Source organism: Acidovorax sp. Root275 (genome assembly GCF_001428965.1).
GTDB lineage: Bacteria > Pseudomonadota > Gammaproteobacteria > Burkholderiales > Burkholderiaceae_C > Acidovorax > Acidovorax radicis.
The window spans coordinates 1,327,892-1,344,329 of sequence record NZ_LMJH01000001.1 but is presented as its reverse complement, the minus strand read 5'-3'; the positions used below and the strand labels follow the sequence as shown (position 1 = coordinate 1,344,329).

At 62.8% G+C, this 16,438-nt stretch carries 16 protein-coding genes; 6 read left to right on the top strand and 10 right to left on the bottom strand.

Annotated features, from left to right (window positions below; translation table 11 throughout):
* Positions 1-15: 15 nt before the first annotated feature.
* From ASE52_RS06050 to ASE52_RS06040, 3 genes are all read right to left on the bottom strand, one after another.
* Positions 16-240 carry a DUF1737 domain-containing protein gene (locus ASE52_RS06050; RefSeq protein ID WP_010458935.1) on the bottom strand — a complete coding sequence of 75 codons (225 nt, stop codon included), beginning with the start codon at positions 238-240 and terminating at the stop codon, positions 16-18.
* A gap of 8 nt (positions 241-248) precedes the next feature.
* A complete protein-coding gene (locus ASE52_RS06045; RefSeq protein WP_057224528.1) occupies positions 249-800 on the bottom strand; it encodes an NUDIX hydrolase in 552 nt (183 codons plus the stop codon).
* Positions 801-923: 123 nt separating this feature from the next.
* Positions 924-1,619 (bottom strand): fumarylacetoacetate hydrolase family protein, encoded by a 696-nt coding sequence (locus tag ASE52_RS06040; RefSeq protein WP_057224526.1) that lies wholly within the window; start codon positions 1,617-1,619, stop codon positions 924-926.
* A gap of 169 nt (positions 1,620-1,788) precedes the next feature.
* Here ASE52_RS06040 and ASE52_RS06035 point away from each other — a divergent pair, with 169 nt between their 5' ends.
* The 3 genes from ASE52_RS06035 (at position 1,789) to ASE52_RS06025 (ending at position 3,894) form a co-directional block, all read left to right on the top strand.
* The gene (locus tag ASE52_RS06035) at positions 1,789-2,244 is read left to right on the top strand and encodes a MarR family transcriptional regulator (protein ID WP_029413102.1); all 456 of its coding nucleotides are present in this window, start codon (positions 1,789-1,791) and stop codon (positions 2,242-2,244) included.
* Between the two features lie 109 nt (positions 2,245-2,353).
* Positions 2,354-3,022: a maleylacetoacetate isomerase gene (gene maiA, locus ASE52_RS06030; protein ID WP_057224524.1), complete on the top strand. Its 669-nt coding sequence runs from the start codon at positions 2,354-2,356 to the stop codon at positions 3,020-3,022.
* On the top strand, positions 3,019-3,894 hold the full coding sequence (locus ASE52_RS06025; protein ID WP_057224523.1) for a laccase domain-containing protein: 876 nt from the start codon (positions 3,019-3,021) through the stop codon (positions 3,892-3,894). The genes maiA and ASE52_RS06025 overlap by 4 nt, the downstream gene beginning before the upstream one ends.
* Here ASE52_RS06025 and ASE52_RS06020 read toward each other — a convergent pair.
* A complete protein-coding gene (locus ASE52_RS06020) occupies positions 3,814-4,152 on the bottom strand; it encodes a hypothetical protein (RefSeq protein WP_057224521.1) in 339 nt (112 codons plus the stop codon). The genes ASE52_RS06025 and ASE52_RS06020 overlap by 81 nt on opposite strands.
* Before the next feature lie 124 nt (positions 4,153-4,276).
* Here ASE52_RS06020 and phaC point away from each other — a divergent pair, with 124 nt between their 5' ends.
* The 3 genes from phaC to phbB all read left to right on the top strand — a co-directional run bounded on the left by phaC (position 4,277) and on the right by phbB (position 8,297).
* A complete protein-coding gene (gene phaC, locus ASE52_RS06015; RefSeq protein WP_057224519.1) occupies positions 4,277-5,977 on the top strand; it encodes a class I poly(R)-hydroxyalkanoic acid synthase in 1,701 nt (566 codons plus the stop codon).
* Between the two features lie 74 nt (positions 5,978-6,051).
* A complete protein-coding gene (locus tag ASE52_RS06010) occupies positions 6,052-7,230 on the top strand; it encodes an acetyl-CoA C-acetyltransferase (RefSeq protein WP_010458922.1) in 1,179 nt (392 codons plus the stop codon).
* A gap of 329 nt (positions 7,231-7,559) precedes the next feature.
* Complete coding sequence (phbB, locus tag ASE52_RS06005; RefSeq protein ID WP_010458920.1) at positions 7,560-8,297, top strand: acetoacetyl-CoA reductase; 738 nt, start codon at positions 7,560-7,562, stop codon at positions 8,295-8,297.
* Between the two features lie 483 nt (positions 8,298-8,780).
* On the opposite strand, the gene ASE52_RS06000 is transcribed toward phbB, so the two are convergent.
* The 6 genes from ASE52_RS06000 to dapC all read right to left on the bottom strand — a co-directional run bounded on the left by ASE52_RS06000 (position 8,781) and on the right by dapC (position 16,418).
* Positions 8,781-10,829, bottom strand: a complete 2,049-nt coding sequence (locus ASE52_RS06000) for an ATP-binding cassette domain-containing protein (RefSeq protein WP_057224517.1) — start codon at positions 10,827-10,829, stop codon at positions 8,781-8,783.
* 111 nt (positions 10,830-10,940) lie between these two features.
* Positions 10,941-11,876 carry a 50S ribosomal protein L3 N(5)-glutamine methyltransferase gene (prmB, locus tag ASE52_RS05995; RefSeq protein WP_010458916.1) on the bottom strand — a complete coding sequence of 312 codons (936 nt, stop codon included), beginning with the start codon at positions 11,874-11,876 and terminating at the stop codon, positions 10,941-10,943.
* Positions 11,873-13,066 carry a succinyl-diaminopimelate desuccinylase gene (dapE, locus tag ASE52_RS05990; protein WP_057224515.1) on the bottom strand — a complete coding sequence of 398 codons (1,194 nt, stop codon included), beginning with the start codon at positions 13,064-13,066 and terminating at the stop codon, positions 11,873-11,875. The genes prmB and dapE overlap by 4 nt, the downstream gene beginning before the upstream one ends.
* 49 nt (positions 13,067-13,115) lie before the next feature.
* A complete protein-coding gene (locus tag ASE52_RS05985) occupies positions 13,116-14,279 on the bottom strand; it encodes a PilT/PilU family type 4a pilus ATPase (RefSeq protein ID WP_010458912.1) in 1,164 nt (387 codons plus the stop codon).
* Positions 14,280-14,347: 68 nt separating this feature from the next.
* Positions 14,348-15,181, bottom strand: coding sequence for a 2,3,4,5-tetrahydropyridine-2,6-dicarboxylate N-succinyltransferase (gene dapD / locus ASE52_RS05980; protein WP_010458910.1), 834 nt, complete (start codon positions 15,179-15,181; stop codon positions 14,348-14,350).
* Positions 15,182-15,212: 31 nt separating this feature from the next.
* Entirely contained in the window at positions 15,213-16,418 is a 1,206-nt protein-coding gene (dapC, locus tag ASE52_RS05975) for a succinyldiaminopimelate transaminase (RefSeq protein WP_057224514.1), read from the bottom strand.
* Positions 16,419-16,438: the final 20 nt, after the last annotated feature.

Sequence of the window (16,438 nt, the reverse complement as noted above, 5' to 3'; positions counted from 1 at the left end):
GCTGAACGGCCGAAGTCAGGCCACCGTGCCAGACCAGACGATGGCCTGCGCCACGATCACGGACTGGCCATTGAACGTGGCGGCTGGAGACCCGTACAAGCGATAGCCCAGGGCCAGCGCATCGCTGACGCGGCGGCAAAAGCTGGCGTCGTCGGGGCCGGTGAGCAGGCGGTAGACGGGCAGGCCGTCCGGTGGTGTACTGGACGGGGCGGGCGATGCAGGCGCTGTGAAGACAGTCATGGCGCGGCCTATTCGATATCAATGAAGTGCATACCCATGGTGCCCGCCTTGCGGTCGGCAAAGTAACACTCCAGCGTTTCCTTCACGGTGCGAAACGCGAGTTCGTCCCACGGTACCTCGTCTTCGGCAAACAGCCGGGCCTCGATGGTTTCGTAGCCGGGGTTGAACTGGTCGCTCAGCAGCGTGGCGCGGTAGAACAGGTGCACCTGGCCCACGCGGCGCACGTTGAGCAGGCTGAACAGCGGGCCCATTTCAATCTGTGCGCCAGCCTCTTCATCGGTCTCGCGCGCGGCGCCCTGGGCCGTGGTTTCGTCCAGCTCCATGAAGCCTGCGGGCAGCGTCCATTTGCCCCAGCGCGGCTCGATGTTGCGCTTGCACAGCAGGATGCGGCCATCGGGCAGCGCGGGCACCGTGCCCACCACGTTGAGCGGGTTCTCGTAGTGCACCGTGTTGCAGACGGGACACACCGCGCGCTGCTTGGTGTCGCCATCGTCCGGCAGGCGGTAGACCACGGCGGTGCCACAGGCGCGGCAGTGTTTGATGGGGCTGCGGAAGGTCATCGGAGGATTTTCTGGATCAAATAGGCTGCTAGCGCTTGTCGTATAAGCGCTAGCAGCTATGAAAAGCATAGTGTAGGGGCTGCGCACCCAGGCCAGGGTCGCGCGGCGCCCTGGCCGGGGGCGTCACACCACGCTCAGCCGCAACGTGCCCAGGCCCTCGACGCCACCCTCCAGTACATCGCCGCGCACCACGGCGCCCACGCCTTCGGGGGTGCCTGTGTAGATCAGGTCGCCGGGCTGCAGCTCCCACGCGGCCGAAAGGTGCTCGATGGTTTCGGCAATGTTCCAGATCAGCTGCGCCACGGTGCTGCGTTGCTTGTCCGCTCCGTTGACCTGCAGCCAGATGGCCGCCTTGGCCACGTCGCCAGCCTGCGTCGCAGGGGTGATGGGGCCAATGGGCGCGCTGGCGTCAAAGCCCTTGCCGATGCACCAGGGGCGGCCCTGTTTCTTCATGTCGTTCTGCAGGTCGCGGCGCGTCATGTCCAGGCCCACGGCGTAGCCATAGATGTGTGTGAACGCATCGGCGGCAGCGATGTTTTTGCCACCCTTGCCGATGGCCACGACCAGTTCGATCTCGTGGTGCAGGTTGGCCGTCAGGCTGGGGTAGGGCAGCTGGCCGGTTTCGCCCGCGTTGACCACCACAATGGCATCGGCGGGCTTCATGAAGAAGAAGGGTGGCTCGCGGCCGGTGAAGCCCATTTCCTTGGCATGCTCTTCGTAGTTGCGGCCCACGCAATAAATGCGGTGCACGGGAAAGCGGTCGCCGCTGCCCACCACGGGCACGCTGGCCACGGGGGCGGGAGAAAACACGTAGCTCATGTCAGCCTCTCGAATTTCTGGGTTCAATGGAAATGAATGATTGCCCGACGGAGCGGATGCCAGGGCATGGACTGTGTCGCAAAAACCCCGGGTTGGACCCGGCGCGGCCTCGGTGTGGCAGTGTGCCATGGGCGCGGGCCGTCTGCTGTGGGGCGCTACACTCGCGCCCATGGCAAAGAGCTTCGATTTCCACAACACGCCAGGCCACCTGGTGCGCCGTGCCCACCAGCGAACCGTGGCGCTTTTCATGGAAGAAACTGCGGGGTTTGACGTGACGCCGGTGCAGTTCGCCATCCTGCATGAATTGCTGGCCCGGCCCGGTGAAGACCAGGTCACGCTGGCGTCCCGCGTGGCGTTTGATGCGGCCACGTCGGGTTCGGTGATCGGGCGGCTTGAAAAGCGCGGCTGGATTCGCCGAGAGCCTGATACCGGCGACCGCCGCCGCAAGCTGCTGTGGATCACCCCGGAGGGCGAAGTGGCCGCGCTGCAGATGCGTGATGCCGCCCAGCGCGTGCAGGAGCGGTTGATGGCTCCGCTCAATGCGCAGGAGCGCGTCGATCTGATGTCCATCCTGTCCAAGGTTGTCTACAACCACCAGGACCCTGCGGGAGCGTCGGGCGCCTGACGGACCACGCGCGGGGCGGCGCCAAGGCCAGCGTACTGCGCGCCAGCTGTAGCTGCGGTGCCCCGCCCGCCACGTTTTTGACCCTTCCATTCAACAACGGATTTCTTGCATGCAGCTCTACAACTACTTCCGTTCTTCCGCCTCGTTCCGCGTGCGCATTGCGCTGCAGATCAAGGGCCTGTCTTATGACTACATCCCCGTGCACCTCGTCAAGGGTGAGCACAAGGCCCCCGCGTACGCCAGCCGCATCGGCGATGCGCTGGTACCCACGCTGGTGATCGATGACGGAGCGGCGCTGTCCCAGTCGATGGCCATCATCGAATACCTGGAGGAAACCCACCCTACGCCCGCGCTGCTGCCTGCCACGCCCCTGGCGCGGGCACACGTGCGTGCGCTGGCGCAGATGGTGGCGTGCGAAATCCATCCCATCAACAACCTGCGCGTTCTCAAGTACCTGGTGCGCGAGCTGAAGGTGGACGAGGGGGCCAAGAATGCGTGGTACCACCACTGGGTGCGCAGCGGGCTGGAGGCCTTTGAGCGCCAGCTGGCACTGTTGGCGCAAGAGCGCGAAACCCAGGGCCTGCCTCCCTCCGTGCTGTGCTGGGGCGACACCCCCACGCTGGCCGACTGCTGCCTGGTGCCGCAAATCTTCAACGGCCAGCGTTTCAACGTGGACCTCGGTGGCCTGCCACTCACGATGGGGGCGTTCGACGCCTGCATGGCGTTGCCCGCATTCCAGAAGGCCCAGCCGTCCGCCTGCCCGGACCACGAAGCTTGACCCCGCACGAAGCCCCTCTGGCGGCGGCCGACTGCCTGGTGCCCGACTGGCCTGCACCCCCGGGCGTGCGCGCACTGTGCACCACCCGTGCGGGTGGAGTGAGCCTGCCGCCCTATGACAGCCTGAACCTGGGTACCCATGTGGGGGACAACCCCGCTGCGGTACACACCAACCGCCTGCGGCTGCAATCCACGGTGGGCGCTGCGCCGACGAGCGCACGGCCAGTGTTTCTGAACCAGGTGCACGGCGATGGCGTGGTGCACCTGGATGGCAGCACGCCTGACGGCATCGACGCCGATGCCTGCGTGGCCACTGCGCCCGGAGTGGCCTGCACCATCATGGTGGCCGACTGCCTGCCGGTGCTGTGGGCCCACCGCTCTGGCCAGATGGTGGCGGCAGCGCATGCAGGGTGGCGCGGGCTTGCTGGGGTGGGCGGGCAGGGTGTGCTGGAAGCAGTTTTCAAGCGTTTTGAGGCCCTGGCGCTGGATGGAAAAGCGCTGGGTGCTATTAAAAATGGAGCAATCAATCTTGCCCCAACGCTCGCCCAGGACACGCTGGTCTGGCTGGGGCCCTGCATTGGCCCCCAGGCCTTCGAAGTGGGGCCCGAAGTGCGCGCAGCATTTTGCGAGGCGAATCCGGTTTCAGAGACGTGTTTTATGCCGAGCGGCGATGTCCGGGGCAAATACCTGTGCGACCTGGCCGGACTGGCACGGCTGCGGCTGCAGGCCCTGGGAATCACCCACATCCATGGCAACGACGGCACATCATCCTGGTGCACCGTGACCAACGCCTCACGGTTCTTTTCGCACCGCCGCGACAGCGCTGCCCTCGGCGGCAGCGGGCGCTTCGCCGCCTGCATCTGGCGCAGCTGAACCAAGTAATTCAGGGCTGGCTGCGGCAGCAGCGGCGGCCTGCCCGGCATCGTAGGCCGCTTGTTCCGCAGCCTCACGTGCCTTGATCGCCCGCTTGCGGGAAGGTGTGCCAAGGATGTACACCAGAATGCCCATGGGCAGCAGGCCATATAGCGCAAAGGTGATCACGGCGCCCAGCACCGTGCCGTTGGGGCTGGTGGCTTCGGCCACCGCCATCATGAGGGTGACGTACGTCCAGGCGATGACGATGAGGTACATTGGTTTGTGTTCACTGGAAGGGTTGAATCCGTTGCCATGTGCAAAGGGCTCGGCAACAATGAACCCGAGAGATAAAAAACCAGAAGCTTTGCCGCTGCGAGCGACCAATCACTGAGGAAAGAGCATGAATTCTGAATCACCCTGGGCCGAGAGCGCCGAGCAGTTCCAGAAGATTTTCGGGCAAAGCTGGTCGCAGGCGCTGCAGTCGTTCCAGAAGCTGGACATGGGTACCCAGGTACCTGCAGCACCACCCCTGAAATTTTCACCCACCAAGCTGCAGTCCCTGCAGCAGCAGTATCTGAAAGACGCGCAGGAACTCTGGGCCCAGGGCCTGCAGGGCGCTCCTGAAGTCAAGGACCGCCGCTTCTCCGGTGAGGGCTGGGCCAGCAACCCCGTTGCCGCGTTCTCGGCGGCAGCCTACCTGCTCAATGCCCGCACCCTCATGGGTCTGGCCGATGCGGTGGAGTCCGATGAAAAAACCAAGGCCCGCATCCGCTTTGGCGTGGAGCAGTGGATGGCCGCCATGGCACCCAGCAACTTCCTGGCCTTCAACGCCGAAGCGCAGAAGAAAGCCATCGAAACCAAGGGTGAAAGCATTGCCAAGGGCATGCAGAACCTGCTGCACGACATCACCCAGGGCCACGTGTCGATGACCGACGAAAGCCTGTTCGAGGTGGGCCGCAACGTGGCCACCACCGAAGGTGCCGTGGTGTTCGAGAACGAATTGTTCCAGCTGCTCGAATACAAGCCTCTCACCGCCAAGGTCTACGAGCGCCCGTTTCTGCTGGTGCCGCCGTGCATCAACAAGTTCTACATCCTCGACCTGCAGCCCGAGAACTCGCTGATTCGCTACGCCGTCGACCAGGGCCACCGCACCTTTGTGGTGAGCTGGCGAAACCCCGACGACAGCCTGGCCCACAAGACCTGGGACGATTACGTGGAGGACGGCGCCATGGCCGCCATCGACGTGGTGCAGAACATCACGGGCGCCGATCAGATCAACGCGCTGGGCTTTTGCGTGGGCGGCACCATTCTGAGCAATGCGCTGGCCGTGCTGGCAGCGCGTGGCGATGAGCCCGTGGCCAGCGCAACGTTCTTGACCACGCTGATCGACTTCACCGACACCGGCATCCTCGACGTGTTCATCGACGAGGCTTTCGTGAAGTTCCGTGAGATGCAGATGGGCAAAGGCGGCCTCATGAAGGGGCAGGACCTGGCCTCGACCTTCAGCTTTCTGCGGCCCAATGACCTGGTGTGGAACTACGTGGTGGGCAACTACCTCAAGGGCGAAACGCCACCCCCGTTCGACCTGCTGTACTGGAACAGCGACAGCACCAACCTGCCGGGCCCGTTCTATGCGTGGTACCTGCGCAATTTCTACCTGGAAAACAGCCTGGTAAAACCCGGCAAGCTCACGGTGTGCGGCGAGAAGATGGACCTTGGCAACCTCACGCTGCCCGTCTACATCTACGGCTCGCGCGAGGACCACATCGTGCCCATCAATGCCGCCTATGCCTCCACCCAGGTGCTGCCCGGCAAGAAGCGTTTCGTGATGGGGGCCTCGGGCCACATCGCGGGCGTCATCAACCCACCCGCCAAAGGCAAGCGCAGCCACTGGATCCGCGCCGATGGCAAGCTGCCCGCCACGCTCGACCAATGGCTGGACGGCGCCACCGAGCACCCCGGCAGCTGGTGGACCGACTGGGCCGGCTGGCTCAAAGGCCATGCGGGCAAGCAGATTGCAGCGCCCAAGGGCTATGGCAAGGGCACCAAATTCAAGGCCATCGAGCCCGCACCTGGCAGCTATGTGAAGCAGAAATCCTGATACGCAAAAGTCCTGACTTTCAGCACTGCGAGAATTACCAAGCAACCAACAACCTCCAACCACAAGGACATTCCATGGAAGACATCGTCATCGTTTCGGCCGCCCGCACCGCTGTGGGCAAGTTTGGTGGTGCGCTGGCCAAGACGCCTGCGACCGAACTGGGCGCCATCGTGATCCGCGAAGCCATCGCGCGCGCGGGCCTCTCGTCCGACCAGATTGGTGAGGTCATCATGGGCCAGGTGCTGGCGGCTGGCGTGGGCCAGAACCCTGCACGCCAGGCCTCGATGAAGGCCGGTGTGGCCAAGGAAACCCCGGCGCTCACGATCAACGCGGTGTGCGGCTCCGGCCTCAAGGCCGTGATGCTCGCCGCCCAGGCCGTGGCCTGGGGCGACAGCGAAATTGTGGTGGCCGGTGGCCAGGAAAGCATGAGCCTGGCACCGCACGTGCTGCCGGGCTCGCGTGACGGGCAGCGCATGGGCGACTGGAAGCTGATCGACACCATGATCGTGGACGGCCTGTGGGACGTGTACAACCAGTACCACATGGGCATCACGGCTGAAAACGTGGCCAAGGCCCATGGCATCACGCGCGAAATGCAGGACGCCCTGGCATTGGGCAGCCAGCAAAAGGCCGCAGCCGCGCAAGACGCCGGCAAGTTCGTGGATGAAATCGTGGGTGTGAGCCTGGCGCAGAAGAAGGGCGACCCCATCCTGTTCAACGCGGATGAATACCTGAACCGCAAGACCAACGCTGAAGCGCTGGCAGGCCTGCGTCCCGCGTTTGACAAGGCGGGCAGCGTGACTGCTGGCAACGCATCGGGCCTGAACGATGGCGCAGCCGCCGTGGTGGTGATGAGCGCGAAGAAGGCTGCCGCCCTGGGCCTCAAGCCTCTGGCCCGCATCGCAGCCTTTGGCACCAGCGGCCTGGACCCCGCCACCATGGGCATGGGCCCCGTGCCCGCATCGCGCAAGGCCTTGCAACGCGCGGGCTGGAACGCTGCAGATGTGGATCTTTTCGAACTGAATGAAGCCTTTGCTGCGCAAGCCTGCGCCGTGAACAAGGAGCTGGCGATTGATCCGGCCAAGGTCAATGTGAATGGTGGTGCCATCGCCATCGGTCACCCCATCGGCGCCTCGGGTTGCCGTATCTTGGTGACGCTGTTGCACGAAATGCAGCGCCGCGATGCCAAGAAGGGTCTGGCGGCGCTGTGTATTGGTGGCGGCATGGGTGTGTCACTGGCCTTGGAGCGTTAACACGCGCCTTTTCGCACCTGTGGTTTAGCTGTTTCTCGGGTGCAAGGCCAAAATCAAAGCCGCGTTGCGACGCGGCTTTTTTGTTCCCGGTGGCGGCAGCCCCAACTTCAGGGGAGAACGTTGTCGCAAGATGTTTCTCTTTTCTGTCCGATGAACTGCAGGCTGCAGCCTGCACCAAAACCGTGATTGGAAAAGAGGCCTAGTACGTCAGGTGTGCGACGCATGGCGATATGCCAAAAAGAAAAGGGCTTCAGTGTTTTCCTTCACGGCAGTGGTGAATTTCTTCGGTAGAGTGGCTGCTGAGCAAATCACCAACAAGGAGAAATCACATGAGCCAGAAAGTTGCATACGTCACCGGCGGCATGGGCGGCATCGGGACTGCCATTTGCCAGCGCCTGCACAAGGAGGGCTTCAAGGTCATCGCAGGTTGTGGCCCTACCCGTGACCATGCCAAATGGCTGGCGGAGCAAAAAGCCCTGGGCTACACCTTCTATGCGTCGGTGGGCAATGTGGGCGACTGGGACTCCACGGTGGAGGCTTTCGGCAAGACCAAGGCCGAGCACGGCACCATCGACGTGCTGGTGAACAATGCTGGCATCACCCGTGATCGCATGTTCCTCAAGATGTCGCGCGAAGACTGGGATGCAGTGATTGAAACCAACCTCAACAGCATGTTCAACGTCACCAAGCAGGTCGTGGCCGACATGGTGGAAAAGGGCTGGGGCCGCATCGTCAACATCAGCTCGGTGAATGGCGAAAAGGGCCAGGCGGGCCAGACCAACTACTCGGCAGCCAAGGCCGGTATGCATGGCTTCTCGATGGCCCTGGCACAAGAACTGGCCACGAAGGGTGTGACGGTCAATACGGTGAGCCCTGGCTACATCGGCACTGACATGGTCAAGGCGATCCGTCCTGACGTGCTCGAAAAGATCGTGGCCACTGTTCCTGTCAAGCGCCTGGGTGAACCCAGCGAAATCGCTTCGATCATTGCGTGGCTGGCTTCGGAAGAAGGTGGCTACGCGACCGGTGCCGATTTCTCGGTCAACGGCGGTCTGCACATGGGTTGATGCCCTGAGGCTTCAGAAAAACAAAAACCCCGCATTGCGGGGTTTTTTGTTGAAAGGAGCAAGAGGGAAGGGGCTGCCGGGTATCTTGCTTCGATGGGCCTATGAAATGGGCCATTCGGTGGAAACACATACCGTGCCTTGGTACGTTTTGTGCTTCACTTTGGTGGCGGGCATTGGGTTGGCCTACGAATTTCGAGAATTGGCTGCCACGCCTTCAGAAGCGGGCTGGAGCGCGCTTGCGATCGCGTTCGTCTTCGGGCCAAGCGGACAAGATTGCGGTGGTATTCATGCTGAAAAACTCCTGTGATGTACCAACAACGCGGTCAATCCACAGTCCGTTGACAGCGCTTCGCAAAAAAATGCAACCGCAAGTGCCCGCACATTGAGAATGTAGTTTGCTACCAAAAAAGAAGCATAAAATTGTTTCTGCATAAGCGAAAGGGCCACAAAATGTGGCCCTTTCAATTACATCAAATTACATTTTTATCCTGCAACCGACGCAGAAATTTCTTCCAGTGCAGAAGAAATTTCCAGCCACCGCTCCTCCAGTTGGGCCGTCTCGTCATTTCCCGCCTTGAGGGCGCGGCCACATTCTGCGATCTCGGCAGGGGCAAGGGCTTGGGTGAGCTTGTGCTCCAAAGCGGTGCGCTCAGCCGCCAAGGCAATCAGGCGCTTGTCGATGTGTTCCAGCTCTTTTTTGAGGGGCCGGGTTACTTCTGCCTGCTGTTGGCGCGCCTGGGCATCGAGCTTGCGCTGCTCTCGTCCATCCCGTGACGGTAATGCGGTCGGAGCTGGCGCAGGCACCGGTGCGGCGACAGGGACTGGATTGGCAGTAGGTGAAGGTGCAGCGGCCAATGGAGGCGCAGAACTCGCCACCGAGGTCTGTGCCTGCTCGGCCAGGCGTGCCTCTTCGCGCAGGCGCTTGGACTCTTCGAGCAGGTAGCGCTGGTAGTCGTCCAGATCGCCATCGAAGGGGCCTACAACACCTCGTCCCACCATCCAGAAGTCCTCGCAGACCGAGCGCAGCAGCGAGCGGTCGTGGCTGACCAGCATGACGGTGCCGTCGAAGTCGTTGAGCGCCATGGCCAACGCCTCGCGGGTGGCCAGATCCAAGTGGTTGGTAGGCTCGTCGAGCAGCAGCAGGTTGGGGCGCTGCCAGACGATCATGGCCAACACCAGGCGGGCCTTTTCGCCACCGCTCATGGTGCCCACGGCCTGCTTGACCATGTCGCCCGTGAAATTGAACGTGCCCAGATAGCTGCGCAGGTCCTGTTCGCGGCTCGGCTGTTTGAGGTCGGGGCCTAGCTCCTTGGCGAGGCGGATCATGTGCTCCAGCGGATTTTCTGCAGGGCGCAGCACGTCGAGTTCCTGCTGCGCAAAGTAGCCGATGTTCAGTCCCTTGCCCTCGGTCACGCTGCCGCCCAGGGCTTTCATGGTGCGGGCGATGGTTTTGACCAGGGTGGACTTGCCCTGGCCGTTGGCCCCCAGGATGCCGATGCGCTGGCCGGCCAGCACCGAGCGGTTGACGCCCGTGAGGATGGTGGTGGGCGTGCCTTCGTCGTCCACATAGCCGAACGATGCATCGCTGATGGCCAGCATCGGGTTGGGCAGGTTGGCCGGTTCCTTGAATTCGAACGTGAAGTCGGCCTCGGCCAGCACCGGTCCAATCTTCTCCATGCGTTCGAGCTGCTTGACGCGGCTTTGCGCCTGCTTGGCCTTGCTGGCCTTGGCCTTGAAGCGGTCGATGAACTTCTGCAGGTGGGCCATCTTCTCCTGCTGCTTGGAGAAGCTGGCCTGTTGCAGTTCAAGTTGCTGCGCGCGCAATTCTTCGAATTTGCTGTAGTTGCCGCCGTAGCGGTTCAATTCGCCTTGCTGGATCTGCAGGGTGACGTTGGTGATGGCATCCAGAAACTCGCGGTCATGGCTGATCACGATCATGGTGCCTGCGTAGCGCTTGAGCCAGGCTTCGAGCCAGACCAGGGCATCCAAGTCCAAGTGATTGGTGGGTTCATCCAGCAGCAGCAGGTCGCTGGGGCACATCAGCGCGCGTGCCAGCTGCAGGCGCATCCGCCAGCCGCCAGAGAAGCTGTTGACCGGCTGGTCCAGCTCGCTGACCCGAAAGCCCAGGCCCAGGATCAGCGCCTGTGCGCGTGCGACCGCATCGTGCGCGCCGGCATCGTGCAGGTCCGAGTAGGCGTGGGCGATGGCCATGCCGTCGTCGCTGGCCTCGGCTTCTACCAGTTGGCGTTGCACCTCGGCCAGGCGCGTGTCCCCCTCCAGCACAAACTCGGTGGCCGGCTGGTCGGTTTCGGGCATGTTCTGCGCAACCTCGGCCATGCGCCAGCTGGTGGGGATGTAGAAATCCCCCCCGTCTTCGTGCAGCTTGCCGCTGAGCAAGGCGAAAAGGCTGGACTTGCCCGCGCCATTGCGGCCCACAAGTCCAACGTTTTCGCCAGGGTTGATGGTGGCGGAAACGCTGTCGAGCACGACTTTGGCGCCGCGTCGCAAGGTAACGTTCTTAAGGGTGATCATCCGGAGCTCAGAAAAAAGCGCACCCGCGCTGGGCGGGTGGCATGAAAAAGCAGGGGGCCAGGGCCGTTGCAAACGGTGCAACCGATGCAAAAGGCGGTGGCGCGCAACCCTCTATTGTGCCGTGAGCCGGGATTGGGCGGTCAAAGCCTGCCGGGTCACCAGTAAAACCTGGTCTTCGCCAGCACTGGTATCGAGCCAGAAAACAGGCAGTTGGGGGAACGCGGCTTCGAAGTAGGCCCGCTCGTTGCCGATCTCCAGAATGATCACCGCATCCTCGCTCATGCAGGCCGGAGCCGCAGCGAACAGCTGGCGCACGAAATCCATGCCATCGTTGCCACCGGCCAGGGCCAGCTCGGGTTCTGCGCGGTATTCCGCAGGCAACGCCGCCATGCTGGCCGCGTTCACGTAGGGCGGATTGCACAGGATCAGGTCCCAGGGCCCCGGCAGTGCAGTGAGACCATCGGAGAGTTGCAGCTGGATGCGGTCTTGCAGGCTGTGTCTGTCCACATTGATGCGTGCCACGGCCAGCGCATCGGCTGAAATGTCAGCGCCCGTCACCTGAACCTCCGGCCAGGCCATGGCCGCCAGCACGGCCAGGCTGCCGTTGCCGGTGCAAAGGTCCAACACCCGGTGGGTGTGGTCGCTCAGGTACTCGTCCGCACCACCATCGACCAGCAACTCTGCGATGAAGCTGCGCGGGACAATGGCGCGTTCATCGACGTAAAAGGGCACGCCTTGCAGCCAGGCCTCCTGCGTGAGGTAGGCGGCGGGTTTGCGGGTGCGGATGCGCTCTTCAAAAAGTATAGCTACTCGCGCTTGATCGGCGGGCGCTACGGGCTGATTTTTGATGGAATCAGGGGCGTCTGACAGGTCACTGTCCAGCGGCAGGCCCAGGCGCCACAAGACGAGCCAGGCGGCTTCGTCGTGCGCGTTGGTTGTGCCATGGCCGAAGGAGACGCCTGCTGCCACCAGGCATTGCGCACCGGATTCCACCAGGGCACCCACGGTATTGCCCGCCGGAATGAGGGGTTGCTGCTGCACACTCATGCCGACACCTTGCCCAATGCAAGGGCCTGGGCCTGCAGGTTCTCTAGCGTGCGGCGGTAGATGTTCTTGAGCGGTTCGATGTCGGCCACGACGATGTGCTCGTCGATCTTGTGGATGCTGGCGTTGGGGGGGCCGAGCTCAATCACCTGGGGGCACACCTGGGCAATGAAGCGGCCGTCGCTGGTGCCGCCGGTGGTCGAGAGTTCGGTGGTCAGACCGGTCTCTGCCGTGATGGCTTGCTGCACGGCCGTGACCAGCTCGCCCGGGGTGGTCAGGAAGGGTTGGCCGCCCAGCGTCCAGCGCAGGTCGTATTCGAGACTATGGCGGTCCAGCAATGCGTGTACACGCTGCTGCAGGCCTTCCGCCGTGGATTCGGTGGAGAAGCGGAAGTTGAAGTCCACCACCACATCGCCTGGAATCACATTGGTGGCGCCGGTACCGCCATGTATGTTGCTGATCTGCCAACTGGTGGGCGGGAAAAACGCGTTGCCTTGGTCCCACACGGTAGCCGCCAACTCCGCCAAGGCGGGCAGGGCCTGGTGGATGGGGTTGCGCGCCAGTTGCGGGTAGGCGATGTGCCCCTGGATGCCGCGCACGGTGAGCTTGCCGCTGAGCGTGCCGCGCCGTCCGTTCTTGATCATGTCGCCGGTTTTTTCGACAGAGGTGGGTTCCCCCACGATGCAGTAGTCGAGCTTTTCGCCGCGTGCCTTGAGCTGCTCGATCACGACCTTGGTGCCATCCACCGAGGGTCCTTCCTCGTCACTGGTCAGAAGGAAGGCCAGCTCGATCTGCGGATCGGGCGTGGCCGCCAAAAACTCCTCCACGGCCACGACGAAGGCAGCGATGGAGGTTTTCATGTCGCTGGCGCCCCGGCCATAGAGCTTGCCGTCTTTGTGGGTGGGGATGAACGGGTCGCTGCTCCATTGGGTCAGGGGGCCTGTGGGGACCACATCGGTGTGGCCTGCAAATACTATGTTTTTGATAGCTGTTTGCGCTTTCCCATCAAGCGCTACGGGCCTTTTTGCCCATAAATTGCTGACCCGGAAGTCTGCCGGGCCACTGTCCAGCCGTTCACACACAAAACCCAGTGGCACCAGTCGCGCTGCCAGCAGGTCGAGGCAACCCGCATCCTCTGGGGTGATGGAGGGCAGGGAGATGAGCTGTTCGGCGAGGTGCAGGGTGCGGGACATCAGAGGCGTCGAAAAAGGGGAGGGAGGGTGCCGAAGGCGACTCAGGGAGTCACGCTGCGGGCTTGACATCCAGCACGATCTCGGTGAACGAAGGTGCATCGTCGGGTGTGTCCCGCGCTTCCTTCTGGGCCTTGGCAGCGTTGGCGGCCAGGGAGAAGTCGTTTTGCAGGCGCCACATCAGGTTGGTGGGCGAATCGGCATACGACATACCTTCCTTGCGGTCGATCTTGGCATCCATGATGAGTCGGGCCAGCGCTTCCTCAAAGGTCTGCGAGCCTTCCGCCATGGATTTTTCCATGGCTTCCTTCACGCCGGAGAAATCGCCTTTTTCGATCAGGTCGGAAACGAGCTTGGTGTTGAGCATGACCTCCACCGCAGGTGCGCGGCTCCCGTCGATGGTGCGCACCAGCCGCTGGGAGATGATGGCCTTCATGGCGGATGCCAGGTCACCCAACATGGTGGGGCGGACTTCGACAGGATAGAACGACAAGATCCGGTTGAGCGCGTGGTAGCTGTTGTTGCCGTGCAGCGTGGCCAGGCACAGGTGACCCGACTGGGCGTAGGCAATGGCGGCCGACATGGTTTCGCGGTCGCGGATTTCGCCGATCAGGATCACGTCGGGCGCCTGGCGCAGCGCGTTCTTCAGGGCGGTCTGCAGCGACTGGGTGTCGCTGCCGATTTCGCGCTGGTTGACGATGGACTTCTTGTTCCTGAACTGGTATTCGACCGGGTCTTCAATGGTGAGGATGTGGCCCGTGAGCGCTTCGTTGCGGGTGTCGATCATCGACGCCAGCGAGGTGCTCTTGCCCGAGCCCGTGGCGCCGACCATCAGGATCAGGCCACGTTTTTCGAGGATCAGTTCGCGCAGCACGGGCGGCAGGCCCAGGGAGTCGAATTCGGGAATCTGCTGCGAGATGAAACGGATCACCACCGCATAGCTGCCACGTTGGCGCATGGCGCTCACCCGGAAGCGGCCCACACCACTGAGCGGCACCCCCATGTTGAGTTCGCCGGTTTCTTCCAGCTCCTCAATGCGGTCCGGGGGAACCACCTCGGAGAGCAGGTTGCGCGGCGCGTCGGGCGGCAGGATCTGGTTGTTGATCGGCACGCACTCGCCGTTGATCTTGATCAGCGCCGGGGCATTGGCCGACAGGTAGACGTCTGATGCCTTCTTTTCGCTCATCAGGCGAAGAATCCGCTCCATCGTGCTCATGGTGTTTCCCTCTTGTTGTCGGTATCTGTCGGCGGGCAGGCGGGAGGGCCTGCCCCCAGGGTGCGCTGTCAGTCGCGCAGCAGGTCGTTGATGCTGGTCTTGGAGCGGGTTTGCGCGTCCACCTGCTTGACAATGATGGCAGCGTACATGCTGTACGGCGTGCCGTTGGCAGCGGTCTTGGGCAGGTTTCCGCTGACCACCACCGAACCCGATGGCACGCGGCCATAGCTGATTTCGCCTGTGGCGCGGTTGAAGATGGGGGTGCTCTGGCCCAGGTATACGCCCATGCCCAGCACCGAGTTTTCTTCGACGACCACGCCTTCGACCACTTCGGAGCGGGCCCCGATGAAGCAGTTGTCTTCAATGATGGTGGGGCCGGCCTGCAGGGGCTCCAGCACGCCGCCAATGCCCACACCACCCGACAGGTGCACGTTGGAGCCGATCTGTGCGCACGAGCCCACAGTGGCCCATGTATCGACCATGGTGCCTTCGCCCACATAGGCGCCGATGTTCACGTAAGACGGCATCAGGATCGCGCCCTTGGCGATGAAGCTGCCACGGCGGGCCACGGCGGGTGGCACCACACGCACGCCAGTGGCCTTCATTTCTTCTTCGGTCAGGTGGGCGAACTTGGTCTGCACCTTGTCGTAGAAGCCCAGGTCACCGGCCTTGACCACTTCGTTGTCCTTGAGGCGGAACGACAGCAGCACGGCCTTCTTGATCCACTGGTGCACTGTCCATTGGCCCACGCCCTCGCGCGTGGCCACGCGCAGGGTGCCGTTGTTCAGCTCGGCGATCACATGCTCGACAGCGTCCTGGATCTCCTTGGGGGCGGCGGCGGGCGAGAGGCTGGCACGGTTGTCCCAGGCGTTGTCGATAAGGGTTTGCAGTTGTTGGGTCATGTTGTTGTCAGTCAGTCTCTAGGTCTGTCGGTCAGGCAGTACGGGATTGGATGAATTGCACGATGCGCAGCGCGGCTTCCGCGCATTCTTCGGTTTCTGCCACGAGGGCCATGCGAATGCGTTGGGCACCAGGGTTGCTGCCCTGGGCCTCGCGGGCCAGGTAGCTGCCAGGGAGCACCGTGACATTGTATTGAGCCAGAAGGGCTCGCGCGAACTCGGCGTCATCCATGCCCAGCGCGTCGGGAACCTTGGCCCACAGGTAGAAGCCGGCATCCGGAAGGGCGACTTCCATCACGCCCGCCAGCAGGGGGGTGACCTGGGCGAACTTCTTGCGGTAGCGCATGCGGTTTTCCACCACATGCTGCTCATCACCCCACGCGGCAATGCTGGCTGCCTGCACGATGGGGCTCATCGCGCTGCCGTGGTACGTGCGATACAGCAGAAAGGACTTGATCAACGCAGCGTCGCCTGCCACAAAACCGCTGCGCATGCCGGGAACGTTGCTGCGTTTGGAGAGGCTGGTGAAGGAGATCAGGTTTTTGTAGTCGCTGCGGCCGAGCTGGTCTGCAGCCTGCAGGCCCCCCAGCGGTGGTTCATCGCGGAAGTAGATTTCGCTGTAGCACTCGTCCGAAGCGATGACAAAGCCATAGCGGTCGCTCAGTTCAAACAGCTTCTTCCATTCACTCAGCGGCATGACGGCGCCGGTAGGATTGCCGGGCGAACACACGAAGAGCAGCTGGGTCCGCTGCCACACCGTCTCCGGCACTGCGTCCCAGTCCACGGCGAAGTTGCGTTCCGGATCGCTGGCCGCGTAGTAGGGTTCGGCGCCCGCCAGCAAGGCTGCGCCTTCATAGATCTGGTAGAACGGATTGGGGCAGACCACCAGTGGTCGGCTCCGCGAAGGGTCGATGACGGTCTGGGCAAAGGAGAAAAGCGCTTCGCGTGAACCATTCACGGGCAGCACCTGGGTGGCTGGGTCCAGCGCAATGGCATACCGCAGATCCAGCCAGCGGGTGAAGGCCTCGCGCAACCCCAGTTCACCTGCCGTGGCGGGGTAGCTCGCCAGTCCACTGAGGTTGTTACTGAGTGCATCCTTGATGAACTGCGGTGTAGGATGGCGTGGCTCGCCCATGCCCAGACTGATGGGGCTGTAGGCGGCCGGGGGCGTGACCCCCGCAAAGAGCTGTCGCAGCCGCTCGAAAGGGTAGGGCTGGAGATGGGAAAGCAGGGGATTCATGGGGCGCCATTATGGGCGAT